Origin of the sequence: Streptomyces sp. NBC_01445, from assembly GCF_035918235.1 — a bacterium.
Taxonomy (GTDB): Bacteria; Actinomycetota; Actinomycetes; order Streptomycetales; family Streptomycetaceae; genus Streptomyces.
Map to the genome: position 1 here is coordinate 6814313 of NZ_CP109485.1, position 23090 is coordinate 6837402.

The 23090-nt window shown below is 71.8% G+C and carries 18 protein-coding genes; 9 read left to right on the forward strand and 9 right to left on the reverse strand.

The genetic code is table 11. From position 1 onward, the window contains the following. Position 1: 1 nt before the first annotated feature. From OG574_RS30915 to OG574_RS30950, 8 genes are all read right to left on the reverse strand, one after another. The gene (locus OG574_RS30915; protein ID WP_326775873.1) at positions 2-232 is read right to left on the reverse strand and encodes a Trm112 family protein; all 231 of its coding nucleotides are present in this window, start codon (positions 230-232) and stop codon (positions 2-4) included. Further along, positions 219-1148, reverse strand: a complete 930-nt coding sequence (locus tag OG574_RS30920; protein ID WP_326778685.1) for a hypothetical protein — start codon at positions 1146-1148, stop codon at positions 219-221. Before OG574_RS30920 ends, OG574_RS30915 begins: the two co-directional genes overlap by 14 nt. Before the next feature lie 14 nt (positions 1149-1162). Then, positions 1163-1894, reverse strand: a complete 732-nt coding sequence (locus tag OG574_RS30925; RefSeq protein ID WP_326775874.1) for a class I SAM-dependent methyltransferase — start codon at positions 1892-1894, stop codon at positions 1163-1165. Then, the gene (locus OG574_RS30930) at positions 1891-3189 is read right to left on the reverse strand and encodes a condensation protein (RefSeq protein WP_326775875.1); all 1299 of its coding nucleotides are present in this window, start codon (positions 3187-3189) and stop codon (positions 1891-1893) included. The genes OG574_RS30925 and OG574_RS30930 overlap by 4 nt, the downstream gene beginning before the upstream one ends. Then, positions 3186-7292 carry an alpha-(1->3)-arabinofuranosyltransferase domain-containing protein gene (locus OG574_RS30935; RefSeq protein WP_326775876.1) on the reverse strand — a complete coding sequence of 1369 codons (4107 nt, stop codon included), beginning with the start codon at positions 7290-7292 and terminating at the stop codon, positions 3186-3188. The genes OG574_RS30930 and OG574_RS30935 overlap by 4 nt, the downstream gene beginning before the upstream one ends. Beyond that, positions 7289-8038 carry a class I SAM-dependent methyltransferase gene (locus OG574_RS30940; protein ID WP_326775877.1) on the reverse strand — a complete coding sequence of 250 codons (750 nt, stop codon included), beginning with the start codon at positions 8036-8038 and terminating at the stop codon, positions 7289-7291. Before OG574_RS30940 ends, OG574_RS30935 begins: the two co-directional genes overlap by 4 nt. Continuing rightward, a complete protein-coding gene (locus OG574_RS30945; RefSeq protein WP_100591893.1) occupies positions 8035-9186 on the reverse strand; it encodes a glycosyltransferase family 4 protein in 1152 nt (383 codons plus the stop codon). Before OG574_RS30945 ends, OG574_RS30940 begins: the two co-directional genes overlap by 4 nt. 278 nt (positions 9187-9464) lie before the next feature. Then, positions 9465-10475 (reverse strand): DUF3068 domain-containing protein, encoded by a 1011-nt coding sequence (locus OG574_RS30950; RefSeq protein WP_326775878.1) that lies wholly within the window; start codon positions 10473-10475, stop codon positions 9465-9467. Between the two features lie 188 nt (positions 10476-10663). Between OG574_RS30950 and OG574_RS30955 the strand changes: the two genes are divergently transcribed. The 9 genes from OG574_RS30955 (at position 10664) to arfA (ending at position 20051) form a co-directional block, all read left to right on the forward strand. Further along, positions 10664-10816, forward strand: coding sequence for a hypothetical protein (locus OG574_RS30955; protein WP_326775879.1), 153 nt, complete (start codon positions 10664-10666; stop codon positions 10814-10816). A gap of 2 nt (positions 10817-10818) precedes the next feature. Continuing rightward, positions 10819-12111: a helix-turn-helix domain-containing protein gene (locus tag OG574_RS30960; RefSeq protein WP_326775880.1), complete on the forward strand. Its 1293-nt coding sequence runs from the start codon at positions 10819-10821 to the stop codon at positions 12109-12111. Positions 12112-12589: 478 nt separating this feature from the next. Next, entirely contained in the window at positions 12590-13366 is a 777-nt protein-coding gene (locus tag OG574_RS30970; protein WP_326775881.1) for an IclR family transcriptional regulator, read from the forward strand. Continuing rightward, the gene (locus OG574_RS30975) at positions 13363-14211 is read left to right on the forward strand and encodes an SMP-30/gluconolactonase/LRE family protein (protein ID WP_326775882.1); all 849 of its coding nucleotides are present in this window, start codon (positions 13363-13365) and stop codon (positions 14209-14211) included. Before OG574_RS30970 ends, OG574_RS30975 begins: the two co-directional genes overlap by 4 nt. A gap of 156 nt (positions 14212-14367) precedes the next feature. Then, a complete protein-coding gene (locus OG574_RS30980; RefSeq protein ID WP_326775883.1) occupies positions 14368-15723 on the forward strand; it encodes an extracellular solute-binding protein in 1356 nt (451 codons plus the stop codon). After that, positions 15720-16661 carry a carbohydrate ABC transporter permease gene (locus OG574_RS30985; protein WP_326775884.1) on the forward strand — a complete coding sequence of 314 codons (942 nt, stop codon included), beginning with the start codon at positions 15720-15722 and terminating at the stop codon, positions 16659-16661. The genes OG574_RS30980 and OG574_RS30985 overlap by 4 nt, the downstream gene beginning before the upstream one ends. Continuing rightward, on the forward strand, positions 16658-17527 hold the full coding sequence (locus OG574_RS30990; RefSeq protein ID WP_326775885.1) for a carbohydrate ABC transporter permease: 870 nt from the start codon (positions 16658-16660) through the stop codon (positions 17525-17527). Before OG574_RS30985 ends, OG574_RS30990 begins: the two co-directional genes overlap by 4 nt. A gap of 68 nt (positions 17528-17595) precedes the next feature. Beyond that, positions 17596-18504 carry an arabinan endo-1,5-alpha-L-arabinosidase gene (locus OG574_RS30995; protein ID WP_398374509.1) on the forward strand — a complete coding sequence of 303 codons (909 nt, stop codon included), beginning with the start codon at positions 17596-17598 and terminating at the stop codon, positions 18502-18504. 38 nt (positions 18505-18542) lie between these two features. Further along, complete coding sequence (arfA, locus tag OG574_RS31000; RefSeq protein ID WP_326775887.1) at positions 18543-20051, forward strand: arabinosylfuranosidase ArfA; 1509 nt, start codon at positions 18543-18545, stop codon at positions 20049-20051. Positions 20052-20123: 72 nt separating this feature from the next. Here arfA and OG574_RS31005 read toward each other — a convergent pair whose 3' ends face one another. Beyond that, on the reverse strand, positions 20124-23069 hold the full coding sequence (locus tag OG574_RS31005; RefSeq protein WP_326775888.1) for a beta-galactosidase: 2946 nt from the start codon (positions 23067-23069) through the stop codon (positions 20124-20126). Positions 23070-23090: the final 21 nt, after the last annotated feature.

A 23090-nucleotide genomic window follows, 5' to 3' on the forward strand; every position in this document is an offset into this window, starting at 1 on the left:
GTCAGGGCGACATCCGATCGAGCAGCCGCTCGTGCTCGTCCTCCGGGACCTGCTCGCCCGACGAGGGCAGGAGTTGGGGGATGCCGTCGACGATCGGGTAGCGGCGCCGCAGCCGGGGGTTGTAGAGCGCCTCGACCGACAGAAGGGCGTCCTCCTCGGGCGGGAGGAGGTGCAGCGGGCCCTTGTCGAGCGGGCAGGCCAGGATCCTCAGCAGCGGGTCATCGGGCTTCACGGTCGGCCAACTCCTTGGCGGGCGAGGGTGTGTGGGGCGGCGGGTCGTCGTGCTTCGGCATGAGGAGCAGTACGGACACGGCGAGGAGCGTGCCGGTCAGGCGCAGCGCGAGCGCCACCGGTTCGCGCGGCAGTGACTCGCCGAACGCGAGCGTGCCGAGCACGGCCGTGAACAGGCACGTCACCGTCGAGCACACCGGCACGATCAGCGAGGCGCGGCACCGCTGGAGCGCCGCCTGCGACATGACGAGCCCGAACCCGCCCGTGCACAGCAGGAGATAGGGGTAGGGCGAGGTCAGCAGGTGCAGCGCGGCAGCGCCGAGCCGGTCCGTGGTCAGATACCCGGCGACCCCCTTGATGGCCAGCGAGCTCACGCCGTAGAGCAGGCCCACCGCGACCCCGTACTCGACGCCGGTCGTCGGGAGGCGGTGCCGGCGGCGCGTCCTGCGCTCGGCGAGGCCGTACAGGAGGAGCCCCGCCGCGAGCGTCGGCACACACACCCCGAGGATCAGCGCGGCGGGCGCGCCCTTGCTGACCGTGTCGCTGCCCTGGCGCAGGGACAGGACGACCATGAGGAGCGCGGCGAGGATCGCCCCGATCGCGTACCGCTCCCGGCCCGTCGTCCGCTCCCCGAGGAGCGCCGAGGACAGGAGCAGCAGGAGGACGAGGCCGGAGACGAAGATGGCCTGCGCGGCGGCGATGGGAAGCGTTCTGTAGACGGCGAGCTGGGCCCCGAACCCGGCGGCCAGGGCCAGGGAGCCGCCGAGCCAGAGGGGACTGCCGGCGACGAGGCGCACCAGACGGGCCGGGCGGCGCACGCTGATCTGCGGCAGTGCGGCGAGCGCCCGCTTCTCCAGGACGAACCCGGTGCTGTAGAGGACGTTCGCGAGGAGCGCCGCGCCGACGCCCCACCACATGGCGGTCATCCCGCTCACGTCTTCCTGGCGTGCAGCAGGAGAATCGACGAGAGGGAAGGGGCCGCGCAGGCGAGTCGGTCCAGGGGACGCAGCGGGCGCGGCACCCCGTGGAAGGGCGCGCCCGTGACCCGTACGACGTCGAAGCCCGCCGCCGCCACGAACGACCGCAGAGCGCGGGCCGTGTACAGACGCAGATGGCCCACGACCTCGCTGCCCGGGCGGCCGTGCACGGCGCGCAGGCTGACCTCGGAGAAGACGGGCTGCACACCGGTGAGGAGCAGGGCGCGGTTGTACCAGGCGGCGAGGTTCGGCGTGGACAGCATGAGATGGCCGCCGGGGCGCAGGATCCGGCGGATCTCGTCGAGCGCGGCATCGGGGTCGACGAGGTGCTCGATCACCTCGCTGAACAGGACGGCGTCGGCGGAGCCCGCCGCGAACGGCAGCCCGCTCGCGGTGAGTTCACCTCGCACCACGTCCGGGATCCGGGCTCTGGCCCGCTTGAGGGCGTCCTGCGACCAGTCGACGCCGACGATGCGGTGGCCCGCGAGGAGCGGCGCCGCGGTGGCCGCCGCCTGCCCGTCGCCGCAGCCGATGTCGACGACCGTGGCGGGGAAGGGCGCGGGTCTGCCGAGGGCGGTGGCGAGCGCGCGGGCCTGGCGGTGGGAGCGCTGTTCGCCGGAGGCGACCGGGGTCGCCGGGTCCTCGTAGAAGTCCCGCAGCCCCGGCGGGGCGGACGTGGTGGTCATGGCGTCGCCTCCTGCGTCGCGTGCAGGTAGTGCTCGAACAGGTCAAGCAGCCGGTCGCCGTCGCCCGGTCCGAGCAGGGCGCGCGACCAGCGCAGCGCGAGGTGCAGCCGGCCCGCCGTGGACGCGGTCGTCACGGTCAGGCCGCGCGGCATGCGCGCGGGGGCCGAGAACCAGACGGCGTGGGCGCGGCCAGCGTCGCCGAAGTCGAGCGGGTAGGGGACGCGGCCGATGTTGCTGAGCAGCGTGGTCGACGTCCAGGGTGCGGCGGCCCTGCGCAGCCCGCGCGTGACCGCGGCGCGCCAGGCGACCGGGGCGAGCGGAGCGGTGAGGAGGGCGGCGCCGTGGCCGAGCTGGGGACGGTCGAGGGCCTTGAGCGCGCGGGTGCGGACCGAGGTGCGGTGCAGCAGGAGCGGAATGCCCGTAGGGGTCAACTCCTGTGGTTCGAAGGTGACTTCGACGAGCCGGGTGCCGTTGCCGATCGGCATGTCCGCGCCCCGGGGCCGGTCGTCCACCGGCATCGTGATGCGCAGGGGGCGCGGGCGCGCGCCGTGCTCCCTGTTCCAGTGCGTGATCATCAGGGCGGTGGCGGCCATGAGCTGGTCGTTGACGGTGTACGGGGCGCCGGCGGGCCGGTGCGGCACGGGCAGGTCCGCGACCAGGAGGCCGTTGCCGGGCGAGAGGGCCGGCGAGGGATCGGGGGTGCCGGGGGCGACGCGGGCGGGCGGGGTCCACGGCGAGGGCCCGCGCAGGGCGGGCCCCGGCGCCCCGGGCGGCGCCCTGTGTGGCGCAGGCGCGCCGGGGGCGTCGTCGTGACCCCCGTAGATCTCGGCCGCCGTCGCGAGAACGCGCAGACAGGCCGGGCCGTCCAGCGCGGTGTGGTTGATGGTGAGGAAGAGGACCGCGGCGCCGTCCTCCCGCTCCCGCACGACCTCCAGGCGGATCGGCGGCGACGCGGTCAGCGGCGGGGCGTGCGTCAGCGCACGCGTCCTCGCGTCCTTGAGTGCGTCCGGCCCCGGCGGCGGGAAGACGACCACGTCCACATCGGGGTCACGGGTCAGCTCCCACTCGTAGCGCCGCCGGTACCAGGGGCCCGCCGCCTCCCGCATCAGGATGCGCGGATGGCGGCGCAGCGCCTCGGCGAACGCGGCCTTCAGGCGTGCGGGGTCCGGAGCGCCCGGCAGGTGGACCTCGATGTGGACGGTCTCCGGCTCCTCGTCCTGGAGACAGTGCCGGGCGACCTCGTCGACCACGGGGAACGGGACGCGCCGCGGCGCGGGCGGGGCCGGAACGCTCATGCTTCGCCTTCCTGCGACGGGCCGGCCACGGTGTCCGGCGGCCTGCGGGTGGTCGCCAGCGCCGCGAACAGGGCGATCAGCGCGAGGAGTTGGGCCACCGGGCCGAACGCGCCCGCGGACGACCGGGACGGCTCCCCGGCACCCACCGCGGCGGCGACCCCCGCGCCCGCCATCGCCAGGAACGCGATCGGGACGAGGAGTGCGTGCCGCCGCCACGCCACGAGCGCGAGCGCCGGGACGAGCAGCGCGAGCGGGCCCGCGATCACCGCGCCGACGAGGGTGAGCGCCACCGTGCCGAGCAGCAGCCCGGGCGGCGGGGCGGGCGGCGTCACATCTGTGGACGTGGCGCGCCGCCGGAACAGGGCGATCCCGGCCAGCGCGAGCACGCCCGCGGCCCCGCCGAACAGCCCGGCCTCGTACGTCCGCGCCGGCTCGTAACTCAGCTTCACGGTGCCGCCGGCGCCCTGGGGAACGAGGAAGCCCTGCTGCCAGCCGTCCAGGCGCAACGGCGTCAGCTCCTTGCCGTCGAGGGTCGCCTTCCAGCCGTCGTTCACGTTCTCGTACGTCGTCAGATAGGTGGCGGGGCCGGAGCCGACGGCCACCTCCTTGCGGTCGCCGAGCCAGTCGCGGACACGCAGATCGCGGTCGGCGGGCGGGGTGGTGGAGGGCGCGTCGGTGCGGGTGAGGGTGGAGTCGGTGAGACGGAGGGGGCCCTTGTTCTGCGGTGTCTCCAGGGTGTGGGTGCCGGCCGGGAGTTCGAGCGACGCGGGGGTTTTCCCGCACAGGGTGACGGTGATCGGGCGGCGCTCCACCAGGTCCCTGACCGATCCCTGCGCGCGCGTCGCGTACCGCGTCCCGTCGACGGTGACCTCGGGTCCCTTGCCGCAGGACAGACTGAACGTGCGGGTCGGGGACGGCTGCGGGGTGCGGTACCGGTCGAGCGCCGGGAGGTACGCCTCGGTCAGCCCCACCGGCAGTTGCAGATCGGCGTCCGCCACCGGGTTGTGGACGGTGAGGGGCGCCGTCGCGGTGACGGTGATGTCCAGTCGGTCCGTGGTGATCGGGTCGAAGCGGGCCACGCCGTTCTCGTCGACACCCGCCACCGCCGCCCCGTCCGGCGAACTGATCTCGATCTTCTCGGGCCGGGTGGACAGGCCGCCCGCGGCGGCGAGTACGACCTCTCCCACCGGCTGCTTGTCCGGCCAGCGCAGATGGATGGTGGGCCGGTCGCCCGCGATCCACGCCGTGGTCAGGTCGCCGTCCGTGAGGTTGCGCGCCGACAGATCGCCGCCGAGCGTGGACGTGGAGTCCGCGGTGGCCGTGATGCGGCGGCGCTGATCGGGCGCCACGTCGTAGAGGAGCTTGTCGAACGCGTCGCCCGGAACGGGCCGCGCGCTCGCCTTGAGGGTGTACGTGCCGCCTTCGGCGGTCGTGAAGCGGCGCCCGAGGTTCGGCTCATCGGTGGTCGCGTGGAAGCTGAACTGCTGGGCGTCCGTGGAGTCCTGGGGCAGCCGAAGGAGCCGGGTCACCTGAACGCCCGGGATGTCGACGCCCGAGAAGCCCGCGCCCGCGAGCCCCGTGTGTCCCGCCTGCGCGTCCAGGATCGTGATCCGCAGCCAACTGCTGTTTCCCTCAGGTGCCTTGACGGTCTGGCGCCTGCCGTTCGCCTGAAGAGTGGAGGTGGCCGAGCCCGCTTCCGTCTGTACGCGGATCCGGGTCGGCGCGGCCCGGACTCCCTCCTGCGGCAGGGGAGTCACCTGGAGCGTGCCGGGCACGGGTGTCTTCGCGGAGAACGCGATCCGCAGCCACTGCCCGTCGGGCGTGCCCGGTGTGCCCTCCGCCCACGCCGTGTCCGGGTCCCCGTCGAACGCGTTCACCGGGTCGTACTGCGGCAGGTGGAACAGCCAGTTCCCGCTCGACGACGCCGTGACCTGCGCGGCGCCGCGCAGCACGGCGGTCGTCTGATGGCGGATCCCCTCGCCCGGCAGGATCTGCCGCGGCTTCGCCCCCGGGTCCTGTGTGCTGCCCGGGGAGTTCCGTTCGGTCGGCGTGTACGTGTACGAGGTGTTGGAGCCGACCAGACCGAAGCGGGTGTCCGCGCGGCGGAGGCCGTCACCGGCCGTGCGCAGCGCGGGCGTGCCGATGCCCGGGTGGTTGTCGCCGGCCAGGACGGTGGGCCGGCCGCGCATCCCGGGGTCGGCGGACAGCGGCAGGAGCGCCTCGGGGCCGCCGCTGACCTCCGCCGTGCCGGAGACCGGCAGCAGGGCTGCCTGCCCGGGGCGCCGAGCGGAGCCGGGTGCGTAGATCTCCACCGCCCGCAGGCGCGGATAGAGCCCCTCGACCTGGAGTGGCGTGCCCTCGGCGATGCGCCCGCCGGTCGTGACGGGCCCGAACCCGGTGACGCGCCGGTACCCGGACTCCTCCAGGGTGCGCTTGACGGTCGCCGTCGGTACGTAGCCCAGCTGGTCGGGGTCGAGGTCGTTGCGGACGACGACGTAGTGCAGGCCCGCCCTGCCCAAATAGTCCTGGAGGCCGGGGACTTCACCTCCGGTGGTCAGGGCCTGCTCGACGGCGTCGAGGGCGCGGCGGTTGCCGGGTGTGCCGAACGGGACGTAGTCGCGCTGCGCCCAGCGCGAGTCGGCGAGGACGTCGAGGGGCTGGTCGATGGGGGAGCCCCAGGTGTAGATGCCGTGCGCGGTGGCGGGCACGACGAGGGCGCGCGAGTCGGGCGAGTTCTTCTTCAGCCAGTGCGCGGTCGTGTCCCAGTACGCGGGCAGGGAGCGGAACGAACCCGGTTGCAGGATCGAGCCGTTGAGGTAGGGCCAGGTGAGTCCCGGCAGGATGAGCACCGCCGCCACGAGCGGCGCGTACCGGCGGTGGCGCAGGGGGCGGGCGCCGCGCGGCTCGGCCGCGACCGCCGTCACATGCATCAGCCCGAAGGCGAGGGCGAGCCCCAGGCCGGTCTGGAACTTGTAGATGTTGCGGAACGGGACCAGGCCGCCGTTCAGCCAGGACTGCACCGTGGAGTGGAAAGGTGCGCCGAGCGCACCGCCGTAGCCCGCGAGCGTGATCAGCGCGACCGTGAGGACCGTCAGGACGAGCCAGCGGCGTTCCGGCAGATCGCGGCGGGCGAGCCCCGCGAACCCGAAGGCCGCCGCGAGCGCCGAGCCGACGACGGTCACGGCCGCCGTCGCCACCGTCCATCCGGCCGGCAGCCAGGCCTCGCCGAAGTGCAGATACGCCACCCAGTTCCCGGCGCCGCGCAGGGACTCGGCGGCCGACATGGTGCTCGTCGTGGTCTGCGAAGTCTCCACGTACGGAAGGAAGTTCTCGCCGTAGACGCCCAGGAGGAGGAGCGGCAGGATCCACCAGGCCGTCGCGAGGATCACCGACGGGGTCCACCACGCGATCAGCTTGCGGCGGCGCGGGCCCGGCGGGCGGGACAGGAGGTAGAGGCCCACCGGGAGGAGGGAGGCGAGCGTGGCCGCCGCGTTCACCCCGCCCATGAACGGGATGAGGAGCGCCGAGCGCGTCGCCGCGACGCGCGCGCTCGTACGGTCGTTCGTGAGCGGCAGCAGCACCCACGGCAGGAACGCGCCCGGCAGGACGGCCGCCGACGTCGAGCCGACGACGATCGTGAACGCCGGCCACAGCGCGTACGCCACCGCGCCGAGCAGCCGGGTGCGCGGGCTGCCGATCTTCAGGCGCTCCGCGAGGCGCAGGGCGCCCCAGAACGCCACGGTCACGATGATCGACAGCCACAGCCGCTCCGCCAGCCACACCGGCAGATGCGTCAGGCGCGCGAGCCCGTAGTAGGGCAGCATCGGGAACGAGTAGCCCACGTACTGGTCGAAGATCCCGCCGAAGCCCGCCCGGTCGTGCCACAGGTCGCCCAGGTCCGTGAGGAACTTCCACGGGTCGAGCGCGACGCCCAGCTTCGTGTCGAACGTCGTGCGCCCGGGCGACACCGCCACGAACAGCACGAACACCGTGGCCCAGAAGGCCAGCAGCCAGCGCCGCGAGCGCGGCCCCCGCCCGTGTCCCGGCCGGGAGGGGGCGGGGCGGGCCGCTGCCGGGGGCGGCGCCTGGACCGTGCTCGTCATGGAGAACACCGCCGGAGGATGAGGAGGAGGTTCCAGGTGGCGAACTCGCGCACCCCCGGCACCTTCGCGACGGTCGCCGCGAGGAACGGCCAGTAGCGGGAGCGCGCGGAGACGACGGTGATGTCGTCACGGGCCCTGACCTGGCGCAGCGTCGGGCCGATGTGATGCGCGAAGAGGTTCTCGCCGAGCGTGTGCTTGGGCGGCCTGCCCGTGCGCCGCTGATAGCGGGCGCCGGCCCGGTCGGCGCCCAGGTAGTGCCAGGGCGCCCACTCGTGACCGCCCCAGGGGGACAGCCAGTTGGTGAACGAGAGATAGACGATCCCGCCGGGCCGCGTCACGCGGACCAGCTCGCTGAGAAATGTCTGCGGGTCATCCACGTGTTCCAGGACGTTCGAGGAGAACGTGACGTCGGCCGCGCCCTCCGCGAGCGGCAGCAGATAGCCGTCCGCGACGACCGCGGGAGCGGACGGCCGCTCGCCCAGCTCCCTTGCGTCGGGCTCGAAGAGGAAGCCGTGTGCGCCGCGCCGCCGGAACTCCCGCGTGAAGTAGCCGGACCCGCCGCCCACATCGACGACGACTTTTCCGCGTACGTCGCCGCAGACCGCCTCGACCTGGTCGGCGGCGTCGCGGGCCAGCAGGGAGTAGCAGGCCTCGGGGTCCTGCTGTTCGCGCAGGAACGCGCGGAACAGGGCGAGCGAGCGGCGCAGCGACGGGTCGGGCGGGGAGGTCCGTTTCGAGTGCGTCATGGCGCGGGGCTCCTCACCGCCTCGGCGGCCACGGCTCTGAACTGCCGCACCGTGTGAGCCCAGCGGAAGGTCGCGGCGCGTTCCTCGGCGGCCTTGCCCATCAGTCTCCGCCGCTGTCCCGACAGGGCCAGCGCGCACCAGGCCGCCGCGAACGACGACTCGCCGCGCGCGAGGAGACCCGTGACGCCGTCCTCCACAGAGTCGCGCAGGCCCGGCACGTCGAAGCCGATCGCCGGGGTCCCGCGCGCGGCGGCCTCCGTGACGACCAGGCCCCAGCCCTCCACGGCGGAGGGGTGCAGCAGCAGCCATGCCTCGCACAGCAGCCGGTTCTTCTCGGCCTCGGAGACATGGCCCCTGAACTCGACGCCGGGGCCCGCGAGTTGTTCGAGCCGTTCTCGCTCGGGCCCGTCGCCGACGATCAGGAGCCGGCCGCCGGTGACCGGCCGCACCCGCTCCCACAGCCGCAGCAGCAGATCGATCCGCTTGTACTCGACGAGCCGGCCCATCGCGAGGAAGAGCGGCTCACGGGAGCGGTCCGCGCGCGGGCCCGGCTCCTCGACACCGTTGTGGACGACACGGATGCGTTCGCGTTCGACGCCGAGCGCCCGCAGCGCGGCCGCCGTCGACGGCGAGACGGCCACCAGCAGACCGCGCCGCTCGGCGCCGGACAGCGCCCAGTGCTCCAGCCGTCGCCCGAGCCGCGCGGCCGGCGCGAGCGGCCCGCCGAAGCGCATGCGCCACAGATCGGTGTGGACGTGGTTGACCAGGCGCAGCGTCGGGCCGCGGTGCCACAGCGGTGCCAGGTACGGCATGCCGTTGCACACCTCCACGAGCAGGTCGCAGTCGCCGACCTGGCGGGCGAAGGCGGAGCGCGCCCGCAGATAGTGGCCGAGGTCGCCGCCCGCCGACACGACGCGGTAGTCGCGGAACGCGGCGGGTCCGCCGCACAGGAGCGTCACCTCGTGCCCCAGGCGGGTGAGCCCGTCGGCCAGCCGGTCGACGAGGAGTTCGGAGCCGCCCGCGGCCGGATTGCCGAGGTCGCGGCGGGCGAGGAAGGCGATCCGGCGCGGCGGTGGGGGAAGCGCCGGGTGGGGACGCGCGTCGCCCGGGTGGGGCGTGCGCAGGGGGGTGGGCACGTGCTGGGGCATGGGTGCTCCAACTCGTCTCGGGGTGCGGAACTGTGTGGGGGGACTTGCGTGGGGCGTTTCAGGAATGCCTTACGGATGCCGTTGGGGATGCCTTTACGGGGCTGGCTCAGGCTGCGGAACGGGGTGCCGGGGCGGCGGTTACGGAGGAGCTGTGCCGGGGCTGTGCGGGGGCGGTGCCTGAACTGTGCGGGGGTGGGGTGGGACAGTTTTCGCCGAGCTGTTCGATGCGGCTACTCACCGAGGTGACAAATTCTCAGCTTTCCGGAGCTGACGTCTCATCACATCGTGGAGGGTTCCAGCACTGTTGGGGACGAATCGGGATTCGACGGCCCCCTCCCGCCCGTACCGCCCCGCCCGCCCCTGCCTCGTACGACGAACACGGCACCCAGTGCCGCGAGCGCCAGGCCGGCCGCACCCGCCGTGAGCGGGAGCGTTGTGCCGAGGAGGTGGAGCCGGCCGCTGTCGTCGTCGGCGAGAGCGACCTGCCGGCGCTGCGTGCCCGGGGTGAACGCGATGCGCTCGCTGTCCAGAAGCACCACCGCGTCCTTCGCCGAACCGGGGGCGCGCAGCGTCTTGCGCGGGCCGATCGCCGCGTAGACGATCCGGCCCGTCTTCTTGTCCACGACCAGCTCGATGCCGTGGTTCGCGTACCACTCCTCGGCCAGGACCTGATTCCGCTTCGGCTGTCCCACGATCGTCCCGGGCACCAGGCGCGACCCGGTCCTCGTGGCGGGGACGGTGCCGGTGAAGCGGTAGCCCTCGTAGCCCTGGACCCTCTTCGTGCCCCGGTAGGAGAGCGTGACCGTCGCGCCGAGCGTGTTGTCCCACCAGCGGTAGGCGCGCCTCTGCACGTCGAAGGGGAACTTGAGGTAGGCCTCGCCCTCGAAGGACGGCTGTTCGCCGCAGCAGTGCACGGGTGCGTTGGTCCTGCGGTCGGTGACCCAGCGCTCCAGGGTCCACTGGAGCGCGTCGTGCGGGTCGGCCGCGGGCAGCGACGCGTCGGTGTCGACGGACGTGGACACGTCCCACACCGCCCGGCCGCTCTTCTCGGACGCGGCCACATCGCCGCGCACCTGGCGCGTGACGGTGATCCTCTTGCCGCGCACGGTCTTCACCGCGCCGGTGTCGAAATAGCTTCCGGTTCCGGTGAACACGGTCGTCGTGTCGACGTCGACGGGGGTGCGTTCGGCGCGCGGCTCGACGTACCACGCGAACAGCGGGGCCAGGGCGAGCAGGAACGCGCCGAGACCCAGTGTGAGCAGGGAGAAAGGTGAAGCTGTACGACGCATCCGGCACTCCTGGGGTGGGGGAGGGAGGTCTGGTGCGGGCGCAACGCGGCTTTGGGCCGGGAACCGTAGGCGCACCCTTGACGGAGTGTCAATGCATTGCAGACACTGGGCACTTGCCGGAACGGGGCCCGGCAGGGGACTACGCAACGGGTGGGGATTCGACCTCCGAACGAGAGGCTGACCCTGCGATGAACCGACTGCTCGCCGCCGCCCTGACCGTCGCGGCAGGCGCCGTGCTCGCCCTCGGCGCCTCCCTGGGCGTCATGGCCCTTCTGAACGCCACCCCGGACCAGCCGAACGTGCCGCTCGTGACGTACGAGACAGCCGGCCGGGAGCGTTGAGGGTGCCCCCCGTTCCGTCCGTCGGCCCCGCGACCCACAGCGCCGTGCGGCCCGAGCGATCGGCCTGGCGCGATGTGCCCCGGCTCCAGGTGAAACGGTTCGCCGGGCTCGCCATGGCCGAGGCGCCCGCCCTCGCGGAGGACATCCTGCGGGAGATCCGCCGCGAATACCCCCACTTACCCCTCGTGCTCGACGAGTCCGGCGAGCCCATGGCGCTCGTCGGCATCCGCAGAGCCATCGAGGGCTTCGTGCAGCTCCAGCTCGCCGACGCGGAGGACCGGCCGCGCTCCCACCCGGCCGTCTTCCAGGAGTTCGGCCGCGGCCAGAGCCTGCACGGCCGCAGCCTCGACTCCCTCCAGGCCATGTACCGGCTCGGCGTCCGCCTGGCCTGGCGCCGCCTCGCCGAACTCGGCCAGCGGGCCCTCATCCCGCCGCCCGCCATGTACGAACTCGCCGAGTCGGGATTCGAGTACCTCGACGGACTCGTCGACCAGTCCGTACGCGGCTACGCCGAGGCCGCCGCCCGGCAGGCCGGCGAACGCCTGCGCCTCCAGCGCAAACTCATCGACCTGCTCCTCACCGAGCAGACCGAACACCTCGACCACAGAGAACGCGGCGCCGCCGCCCCGCCCGACCCCGCGCGGGCCCTTGCCGAACGGGCCTCCCGGATCGGCTGGCCCCTGCCCGGCCGGGTCTCCGTGGGAGTGCTCCTGCGCCCCGCGCGCGAGGCGGTCGCGCCCGCCGTCGGCCAGGGCGTGCTCCTCGACATGGAGACCGAGCAGCCCCGCATGGTCGTGCCCGACCCCGACGCGGCGGGCCGCCCCGAACTCCTGCGCCGCGCCATGGCCGGCTGGTCGGGCGCGATCGGCCCGCCGGTGCCGCTGTCGGACGCGGCGAAGTCCCTGCGCTGGGCCGAGGCAGCTGTCCGGCTCGTGGAGCGCGGGCTGCTCCCGGCGGGCGAGGTGCTGCACTGCACCGAACACACCCAGGCCCTCGTGCTCCTCCAGCCCGAGGAACTCATCGACGACCTGTCGCGCCGCGCGCTCGCGCCCCTCGCCCACTGCGGCCCCACCCATGCCCGCCGCATGGCCGACACCCTCCTCGCCTGGCTGGAGACACGCGGCGGCGCACCCGAGGTGGCCGCCCGCCTCGGCGTCCACCCGCAGACCGTCCGCTACCGGCTGCGCCAGATCCGCGAGCTGTGGGGCGACGAGATCGACGACCCGGACCGCCGTTTCGAGCTGGAACTGGTGTTGCGCGCACGGCGGTTGAGGGATCTGCCCGGCGGACCGTGACCGGTCCGGCAGCCCCTCGGCTGCCGGCGGGCCTGCCGCACCCCGCGGTCGATCGCCCATGGGTCCGACCCCGGGCCCAGGTGCCCGAGCTTGTCGGGGTTGATCACCAAGTGGATCATCTGGATCTGCGCGTCGAGCACGCGATCACGTCGATCACGCGAGCGCGTCGAGCACGTCGAGCACGTCGAGCGTGACGGTGTTGAGGACCCTGCCGCCCCGGTCGCGCGGGATCGCGCCCGGCTGACGTTCATCTCATGCGGCTCGGACGTCACGTCGATCAGGAACATCACGGAGAAAACAGCACATCAGGCCCTCGCGGCTGTGACACGCGTACGGGGCATGTGAGCGCCGTCACAAGGCTGCGAACCGGCGAGTGGGGCGCCCCCGGACCCATTGCCCCCTCAACGCGGCTGTGAGTAGCCTATGTTCGCGATACCGACCGACTGTTGAAATTTCGAACATAGAGAGGGGGCCGGCCGTGGGGCGTCTCGTACCCGCCGTGACCCGGGCTCTCGACATACTCGAGCTGTTCCTGGACGGGGACGGCACCCTGTCCGCCCCGGACATCGTCCGCAAGCTCCAGCTGCCGCGCACCACCGTGCACGAGCTGGTCACGACGCTGACCGCCCGCTCCTACCTCGTGACCGTCCCGGGCGAGCCCGGCCGCTACCGCCTGGGCGTGCGCCCCTACCAGCTCGGCAGCCGGTACGCGGAGCAGCTCGACCTCGCCGCCGAGGGCCAGCAGGTGGCCCGCGAGGTCGCCGAGACCTGCGACGAGACCGTGCACGTGGCGATCCTCGAGGGCACCGACGTCATCTACATCGCGAAGGTCGACAGTACCCACGCCGTGCGGATGGTCTCCGCCGCGGGGCGCCGGCTGCCCGCGCACTGCACCTCCGTCGGCAAGATGCTCCTCGCCTCGCTGCCGCAGCCCGAGCTGGCGGTCCGCGTTCCCGACGACGCCGAGCTGATGGCGATGACGGAGAACAGCATCACCGACCCGGCCGTCCTGCGCGAGGCCCTCGCCGGTATCCGGGAGCGCGGTGTCGCCGTCGAGAGCCGCGAGTCCAATCCGGACGTCAGCTGCGTCGCCGCCCCCGTGCGTGACCGCTCCGGACGGGTCGTCGCCGCTCTCTCGGTGTCGGTGCCGATGATCCGCTGGAGCGAGTCGCGCGAGGACGAGCTGGCGCAGCTCGCCGTGAAGGGCGCCGCCGACCTGTCGGCGCGGCTCGGGTACCGGGGGGCCGGCCGATGAGGCCCGAGGTGGCCGTCCGCGCGGAGGCCACGCTCGGGGAGGGGCCCACCTGGGACGCGGAGGCCGGCCGAATGATCTGGGTCGACATCCTCGGCAGCCGGGTTTACACGTACGAACCCGCGACCGGCCGCCGCACGGTCATGGCCACCGAGCAGCACGTGGGCGCCGCCAAACCGCGGGCCGGCGGCGCGGGACTCGTCGTCAACCTCCGTGACGGCATCGGCCTGTACGGGCCCGGCGGGAAGGACTTCCGCTGGCTGCACCGGGACCCCGTGCCGGGCCGGCGCGGCAACGACGCCGCCGTCGCCCCCGACGGCTCGCTCTGGGCGGGCAGCATGGCGTACGACGAGACGCCGGGCGGCGGCAACCTCCTGCGGATCGCGCCCGACGGGACCACCACCGAGATCCTCGGCGACGTCACGGTCAGCAACGGCACCGGCTGGAGCCCCGACGGCACGCTCATGTACTACGTCGACACCCCGACGCGGCGCATCGATGTATTCGATGTGGACGGTCAACAGGTCGTGCGCCGACGGGAGTTCACGGTCGTCGAGGAAGGGGCGGGCCACCCCGACGGGCTCACCGTCGACGCCGACGGCTGTGTGTGGGTCGCCCTCTGGGACGGCTCGGCGCTGCGACGCTACACCCCGTCCGGCGCGCTCGACCGTGTCGTGGAGCTGCCGGTGAAGCGCCCCACTGCCTGCGCTTTCGGCGGCGCGGACCTCACCGACCTGTACGTCACGTCGGCACGCGTCGGCCTCGACGCCCCGTCCCCGTACGCCGGTTCACTGCTCGTCCTGCGCGACATGGGCCGCGGTCTGGCGCAACCCGCGTTCGAGGGCTGAGCCCGGAGCGAGCGTTTCGAAGGTGCGGGACCCCCACGCGGGTGGGGGTCCCGCACCTTTGTGTTGCGCAACCCATTGACGTCGCCGCGTCCCGAACTTACGGTCCCGTTCGAAGTTACGAGCATCATTCGATATATCGAACAGTAAGGGCAGGGAATGGGACGACCTGGCCTGAACCGCAGGCAACTCCTGGCCGGAATCGGCGGGTTGACGGTGGCGGGCAGCTTCGGATTTGCCGCGCTGGGCACGGGGGCCGACGCGCTCGCCTCCAGCGCGAGCACACGCGTGCGCTACTGGAACCTCTTCAGCGGCGGCGACGGCTACAACATGATCGCGATGCTGGACGCGTTCCGTAAGGAGCACCCCGGCATCGACGTGAAGGACTCGACCCTCCAGTGGGGAAGCCCCTTCTACACCAAGCTCGCCATGGCCGCGGCGGGCAACCGCGCACCGGACCTCGGCGTGATGCACCTCGGCCGGGTCACCGGGTTCTCGCCCGGCCGCCTCCTGGACCCGTGGGACGTCGGCCTGCTCGCCAAGTACGGCGTGAAGGAAGCCGACTTCAACCCCGCGCTGTGGAAGCGCGCCGTCATCGACGGCAAGCTCTACGCCCTCCCGCTCGACATCCACGTCCAGCTCTGCTTCTACCGCAAGGACGTCCTGAAGAAGACGGGCCTGATCGGCGACGACGGCAGGCTCGTCCCGGTCACGTCCACCGACGGGTGGTTCGACATGCTGAAGGAGGCCAAGAAGGCCACCCGGAAGGGGCTTCAGACCATCGGCCTGTGGGTCAACGACCAGAACTTCCAGTGGTGGTTCTTCGTCGCCTTCTACACCCAGCTCGGCGGCACCTGGTTCAACGCCGACAACACCGAGGTCACCTTCGACACCGACAAGGCCACCCAGGTCCTGGAGTTCCTGCGTCAGCACGTCGCCGACGGGTACGCCAACCCGGGCATGGGGTCCGTCGGCGCCGAACAGTTCGTCAACGGCACCCCCTTCACCTGGGAGGGCAACTGGTCCGTGCCGGTCTTCTCCGGCGCGAAGCTGGAGTACGGCGCGACCCCGCTGCCGCCCGTCTTCGGCAAGCAGGCCACCCACGCCGAGTCGCACTCCTTCGTACTGCCGCACCAGGCCGGCCGCGGCGGCGCCACCAACGAGGGCGCGCACCAACTCGCCGCGTACGTCGTCAAGCACGCCCGGCAGTGGGCGGCCGGCGGCCACATCCCCGCGTACACGCCGACCCTGTCCACGGCCGCGTACAAGAAGCTGAGCCCGCAGAACGAATACGTCTCCGCGATGGACCACCAGGCGAACGAGCCGAAGGTGTGGTTCGCCGGGTCCACCGGCATCCTCGCCCAGCGCGTCGGCCCGATCGTCGTCTCCTCGACTCTGGGCTCGGCCAGGCCTCAGGCCGTCGCCCGCCGCATGAAGGGCGCGCTCACCCAGCTCCTGGCCATGAAGAACCCCATGGACGGCAAGACCGCAGCGCAAGGAGGTGCGGCCGCATGACGACCAGCGCCGAGACCGTCATCGCACCGCCGCGCGCGCAGGCCGCCGCGGCGGGCGCCGCCACCGTCGGCAGGAAGCAGGGCTTCCAGCACGGCGGCTGGTTCGTCGCCCCGTTCCTCGCACTGTTCGCGCTCTTCGTGATCTGGCCGCTGCTGCGCGGCATCTACCTCAGTTTCACGGACGCCAACATCTCCGGCGACAGCGCGGGCTTCATCGGCTTCGACAACTACCGCGAGGCCCTCCATGACCCGCTGATGTGGGACTCGCTCGGCCACAGCGCCTTCTTCACGCTGCTCGTCGTGCCCTGCATCACCGTCCTCGCCTTCCTGCTCGCGATGCTGGCCCACCACATAGAGCGCGGCACATGGCTGTGGCGGCTGTGCTTCTTCCTGCCGTTCCTGCTGCCCTCCACCGTCGCGGGTAACCTGTGGCAGTGGCTGTTCAACCCCGGTACGGGCATGGTCAACCACGTCTTCGGCATCGACACCCCCTGGCTGACCGACAAGTCGTACGCGATGCTCGCCGTCGTCATCACGACCCTGTGGTGGACGGTCGGCTTCAGCTTCCTGCTCTACCTCGCCGCGCTCCAGGGCATCCCCGGGCACCTCTACGAGGCCGCGAAGCTGGACGGCGCGAACGCCTGGCACCGCATGGTCCACATCACCCTGCCGATGCTGCGCAACATCACGGGCCTCGTCATCGCCCTGCAGATCCTCGCCTCGCTCCAGGTCTTCGACCAGGCCGTCGTGATGCAGGACTTCGGGCCGGGGCCGGAGGAATCGACGCGCACCTTCGTGCAGTTCACCCTCGAACAGGGCTTCACCAGCTACCGCGTGGGCTACGCCTCCGCCATCTCCATCATCTTCTTCGTGATCATCGCGGCCGTCGCCCTCGCGCGGATGTGGCTGCTGCGCAACCGTGAGGAGGGCGCGCGATGACCACCGACGCCGCGCTGATACGCATCAAGACCCGTACGCGCAAGGCCTGGACGCCGAGCCAGATCGTGCTCACGCTCCTCGGCGTCGCCGTCTCCGCCGTCTTCCTGGCGCCGCTCGCCTGGGCCCTGTTCACCTCGCTGAAGTCGGAGACCGAGGCCGTCGAGGTGCCGCCGCACTGGCTGCCGAAGGAGTGGACCGGCCAGGCATGGAAGGCGCTCTTCCAGACCGGCAACATCACCGACTGGTTCGTCAACTCCCTTGTGGTGTCGGTCTGTGTGACCGCGATCGTGCTGACGGTGAGCGCGCTCGCCGGCTACGGATTCGCCCGCACCGAGTTCCGCGGCAAGAACGTCCTGATGGGCGTCGTCATGGCCGGACTCATGGTCTCCCCGGCGGTCCTCGGCGTGCCCCTGTTCACCACGGTCCAGCAGATGGGGATGGTCGACACGTACTGGGGCATGATCCTGCCGCAGTGCGCGCCGGCCGCGATGGTCTACATCCTCTACAAGTTCTTCCAGGGCATCCCCAAGGAACTGGAGGAGGCCGCGTTCATCGACGGCGCCGGACGCTGGCGGGTCTTCTTCACCATCGTCGTGCCGCTCGCCCGCCCCTCGCTCGCGGCGGTGGGCATCTTCACCTTCATCGCGTCGTGGAACAACTTCCTGTGGCCGTACATGGTCACCAACAACCCCGACCTGATGACCATGCCGAACGGCATCGCGACCGTCATGAACTCGTACGGCATCCAGTGGGCCCAGCTGATGGCCGGCGGTCTGATGGCGGGCCTGCCCCTGATCGTCGTCTTCGTCTTCTTCCAGCGCCAGATCGTCAGCGGCGTGGCCCACACGGGATTGGCGGGACAGTGACCGTACGCGCAGTGGGCAGACCCCTGGCAGCCGTGGCGGCCGCCGCCCTTCTCGCCCTGCTGCCCACGATGGCGCAGGCCGACGCCGCCTATCCGGACCCGCAGGCGATCACCGGCCAGCAGATCGTCCACGACCCGACGGTCATCAAGCTCAAGTCCGGCCAGTACGTGGCCTATTCGACCGGCGGCGTCATCGGAGCCCGCCTCTCGAAGGACCGCGTCCACTGGACCGACGAGGGCAACGCCTTCGCCGCGCCGCCGAGTTGGTGGTACGAGTACAACGACACCGGCGACCCGTGGGCTCCCGACATCTCCTACCGCGACGGCACGTACTGGCTCTACTACGCGGTCTCGTCCTGGGGCACGAACCACTCGGCGATCGGCGTCGCCACCTCCGCATCGGGTCTCCCAGGTACGTGGACGGACCACGGCAAGGTGTTCAGCTCCGGGACCACCGACACCTGGAACGCCATCGACCCGGCGATCGTCCGGGCCGACGGGAAACTGTGGATGAGCTTCGGCTCATACTGGTCCGGCATCCGCATGGTCGAGCTGAACCCGCGGACCGGCAAGGCGATCGAGGGCGCGACCGTCCACCACCTGGCGACCCGCCCCGACGCCCCGTACGCGGTCGAGGGCCCGGCCGTCGTCCACCACGGCCGCTACTACTACCTTTTCGCCTCGTACGACGCGTGCTGCTCCGGCGTGAACTCCACGTACAAGATCCGGGTCGGCCGCTCGACCTCGGTCACGGGCCCGTACGCGGACGAGGACGGCACCCCGCTCCTGGCCGGCGGCGGCACGCTGCTCCTCGCCGGGCACGGCCGGTTCGTCGGCACGGGGGGCGAGTCCGTCTTCCGCGACAAGGGGCGTGACGTACTCGCGTACCACTACTACGACGCCGGCGACTCCGGCACCCCCAAGCTCGGCCTCAACGAGCTGAGCTGGGGCAAGGACGGCTGGCCGGCTGTCCGCTGACTCGATCAACGTACGTAATCCCGAACCCTGAGGGAGACATGACCCGCACCGCACGCTTCGCCCTCGACCCCGCCTTCACGGTCGGCACGGTCGACCCCCGGCTCTTCGGCTCCTTCGTGGAGCACCTGGGCCGCTGTGTCTACACCGGCATCTTCGAGCCGGACCACCCCACCGCCGATGAGGCGGGCCTGCGCCAGGACGTCCTGGAACTGGTCCGCGAACTCGGCGTCACCGCCATCCGCTATCCCGGTGGCAACTTCGTCTCCGGCTACAAGTGGGAGGACTCGGTCGGCCCCGCCGAGGAGCGCCCGCGCCGTCTCGACCTGGCCTGGCGCACGACGGAGTCGAACCGCTTCGGCCTGTCCGAGTACATCGCGTTCCTGAAGAAGGTCGGCCCGCAGGCCGAACCGATGATGGCGGTGAACCTCGGCACGCGCGGCGTCGCGGAGGCCATCGAACTCCAGGAGTACGCCAACCACCCGGCGGGCACGGAGCTGTCGGACCGCCGCATCGCCCACGGCGACAAGGACCCCTTCGGCATCAGGCTCTGGTGCCTGGGCAACGAGATGGACGGACCGTGGCAGACCGGCCACAAGACGGCCGAGGAGTACGGGCGGCTCGCCGCCGAGACGGCGCGTGCGATGCGCCAGATCGACAAGGACGTCGAGCTGGTCGCCTGCGGCAGCTCGGGCCAGGGCATGGACACGTTCGCCGAGTGGGAGGCGAAGGTCCTGCAGGAGACCTACGACCTGGTCGACTACATCTCGCTCCACGCGTACTACGAAGAGCACGACGGCGACCGGGACTCCTTCCTCGCGTCGGCGGTGGACATGGAGTCGTTCATCGAGAACGTCGTCGCAACGTGCGATCACGTGGGCGCGCGCCTCAAGTCGAAGAAGAAGATCAACCTCTCTTTCGACGAGTGGAACGTCTGGTACATGTCGCGCACGGACGCCGAGGTCTCCGCCCTCGACTGGCCTCAGGCCCCCCGCCTCCTGGAGGACGTCTACTCGGTCACCGACGCGGTCGTCTTCGGTTCGCTCCTGATCGCCCTGCTCCGCCACGCGGACCGCGTCACGGTGGCCTGCCTGGCCCAACTCGTCAACGTCATCGCCCCGATCATGACCGAGCCCGGCGGCCCGGCCTGGCGCCAGACGACGTTCTTCCCGTTCGCGGCGGCGTCGCGGTACGGGCGCGGCGAGGTCCTCGACGTACGCATGTCAGGACCGACGTACGACACGAAGCGCCACGGCACCGCGGACCTGCTGCACGCTACGGCGGTCCGCGCGGAGGACGGCACGGTCACTGTGTTCGCGGTCAACCGCAGTCAGACGGAGTCCCTGCCGCTCGAAGTGGCGATGCATGGGCTGGAGCTGGGTGAGGTCGTCGAACACTCGGTGCTTGCCGACGCCGACCCGGACGCCCGCAACACGCTCGCGGAGCCGGAGCGCGTCGCGCCGCACGCGGGTACGGGCACGAGGCTTGAGGACGGCACGCTCAAGGCGACCCTTGAGCCGCTGTCGTGGAATGTGATCCGGCTCGGCTGATCCACGGCGTCGGCCACTGAGCGGCCTGAGGGGATGTCGCCCTCCGGCCGCTCAGTGCCACTCAGGGGGTGGTCACACGCCAGGCGACGGAACCGCCCGCACCTCCACTCCGCCCGCCGCGCTCCCGAGGAGCTTCAGCTGTACGTCTCCCGGGCCCGCCGGGGTCGTGCCGTCGGCGAGGACGGCCAGGGCGAGGGTGTTGGCGCCGCGGGTGCGCAGGATGCCGTTCGGGACGGCGAACGTGTGCTGGGGGCCCACGTCGTTGATGTACTGGCCCATGTTCCAGCCGTTGACGTAGAGCTGGACGCGGTAGGCGTGGGCCGCGTCGTCCGTGAACGTGAGGCCGATCGAGGCGTCCACGTCGTGGTCGACGGCGAGCCGGAACGTGGTGCGGTACCAGGAGATCCCCTGCCGTGCCGGGCCGTCGACCGGGAACGTGGCCCGCTCCCAGCCGCCGTCCGCGTCGAGATCGAGCCCCGGCAGGTGCCAGCCGTGCCGCTCCCCGTACAGGCCGCCCGTGTTGAGCGGTCCGCGCACCGGGTCCGTGCCCGAAGCGCCCTGGATGCGCCAGGCCACGGCCGGATCCGCGCCCGTGAACGCCACCCCGGTCAGGCCGCGCGCCGACTTGTGCGAGTCCCGGGCGCCGCCGTCCTCGTCGTGCTGCATGCGGCGGACGAGGACCGAGAGGACATGGCCGCCGGCGGTGCGCAGGTCGGCGGGCAGGGCGAAGGCCGCCGTCGCCGTCCACGTGCCCTGGGTGGACTGGGCCGACGTCGGCACCGGCATCCGGTGCGTGCCGAGGGGGCGGCCGTCGAGCCACGCCATCAGCAGGCCCTGGGTGCCGGTGGAGTACGCCAGGTTCACCGACTCGGCACCGCTCGCGTCGTCGAACGAACCCCGGTACCAGACGTCGCCGTAGTGGAAGCCGTAGTCATCGGCGAACAGGACGGGCCGGCCCGCGGGCACGGGCGTCGTCGAGTACGACGTCGCCTTGTCGGCGACGGTCCAGTCCGTGTCGTTGAAGTCCTGCTCCGACTCCGGGTTTTCGGGCCGTTGCCGCCAGTGTGTGAGCGCGGGCAGCTGTACCTCCGGAACGCCCGGGAGTGCCCGCTCGGCGGCGAAGCTGCCGGAAGGTGTGGTGCGCACATGGACCGGGCCGTTGTTCCAGGTGATCCGCTGCACGCCGCGCGGCGCCCAGACCTCCAGGTCGGCGTCCTCGATCGTGTCGCCCGTCAGGTGGAGGGTGGCGCCGTCGAGTCCGGCCCGGCGCAGCAGCGCGGGACCGCGGACGAGGACCGGGCCCGAAGGGGTGTCGTAGCGCCAGAGCCGCGCTGATGTCTCGTCGTCCGCGAACAGGACGAGGAGCGTGCCGCCCACCAGTACCCTCACCAGGCCGCCCAGGTGGGTGGAGATACGCAGGATTCCGTCCTCGTACGTAGCGGTTGCCGGCCCGTCGAGGACCGTGACCTCCGGCTCCTCCTCGTACGCGAAGGCCGCCTCGGCCGGCTCTCCCGGCCGGCCCGCGAACACCGCGACGTCCCGGCGCCCCGCGCTCAGCTGGATCATCGGCTGGACCGTCGAGTACGCCAACTCCCGTTGCCCCAGAGCGGTATCGGCCAGAACGAGCTTCGCGTCCTTCGCGCCGACCGTGACCTCCGAGTTCACCGAGCCCAGTGGCAGCGTCGATGTGATGGACGCCGACGTGTCGTTGCGCAGGACGTAGACGTGCGCGCCCGTGTCGGGATTCGTCAGGTGGTAGACCTTCAGGGCTGGGTCGGCGGCCGCCGTGTCCTGCGCCCGGTCCAGCTTCGCCAGGTCCGGCACGGAACGGAGCAGTTGGCCGATCTGGTGCATGGGCGTCAGCTTGGACGTGACATTGCGCGCCTCGTCGAGGGCCGCCCCGTAGTCGTACGACGTGTAGACGACCGGCGCGGGGAGCCAGCCCCAGCTGGTGCCGCCGAACGTCATGTAGACGTTGTGGATCTTTATGCCGTTGGCGAGGTTGGTGAGGTAGAAGCGCCGCTCGTACGCCGCGTCGCGGGTGCGCCGCGACTCCTCGTATCCCTTGCCGGCGAACACGGCGCCGCCCCACGGGTCGAACCAGCCGCCCCCGAACTCGGCCATCAGACCTGGGGTGTCGGGGCTCGCCGTCGACCCGCCCTTGGCGCCGCCCACGCCGAAGTAGCCCCAGTCCGGCGGGTTGCCCGACGGCGACGGGTAGCCGTCGAATCCGTAGAGGTAGCGCCCGGACTCGTCACCCGTGCTGAACGAGCCCGGAGCCCAGTAGCCGTTGCGGCCCTTGTCGTTGTGGAACAGCGGAACGTCGATACCGTCGGCGCGGACCTTCGCGTACAGGTGCGCCATATAGTCCTTGCCGGCCGGGCTGGTCACGTTCGAGGCGTACTCGTTCTCCAGCTCGTAGAGGACGACCGTGCCCTTGCCGCGCGTGTACTGGTACCGGGCGATGATCTCGTTCACGGCCGTCAAGTACTCGTCCACGTACGCCAGATAGGTGGGATCCGAGGTACGGGCCGTGCCCTTGGTGGCCGTCAGCCAGCCGGGGAATCCGCCCGCGTCGACCTCCGCGTTGATGTACGGGCCGGGGCGCGCGATGACGTACAGACCCTCCTCGGCGGCCGTCTCCAGGAAGCGGCCGAGGTCGCGCACGCCCGTGAAGTCGTAGAGGCCGGGGGCTGGGGAGTGGAAGTTCCACGCGACGTAGATGCTGATGGCGTTGTAGCCGTGCGCGCGCAGCTTCTGCAGCACGTCCCGCCACAGCGACGGGCTCGGCAGCCGGAACGGGTGCACCTCGCCCGACCACAGGACGACCCGGCTGCCGTCCACGAGCAGCGAGTACTTGTCGAAGGTGACGGTGTGCGTCTGCCCGTCGGCCTCGGGTACGGGGGCGGGGGCGGACGTGTCGTCGGGAGTGGCTGCGCCGGCCGTCGGCAGCGGCAGGGCGAGGCTCGCCGCGGTGGTGGCGGTGAGCGCCGTGAACGTGCGTCTGCTGAGCTTCAACTGACGTCTCCATAGGGCTTG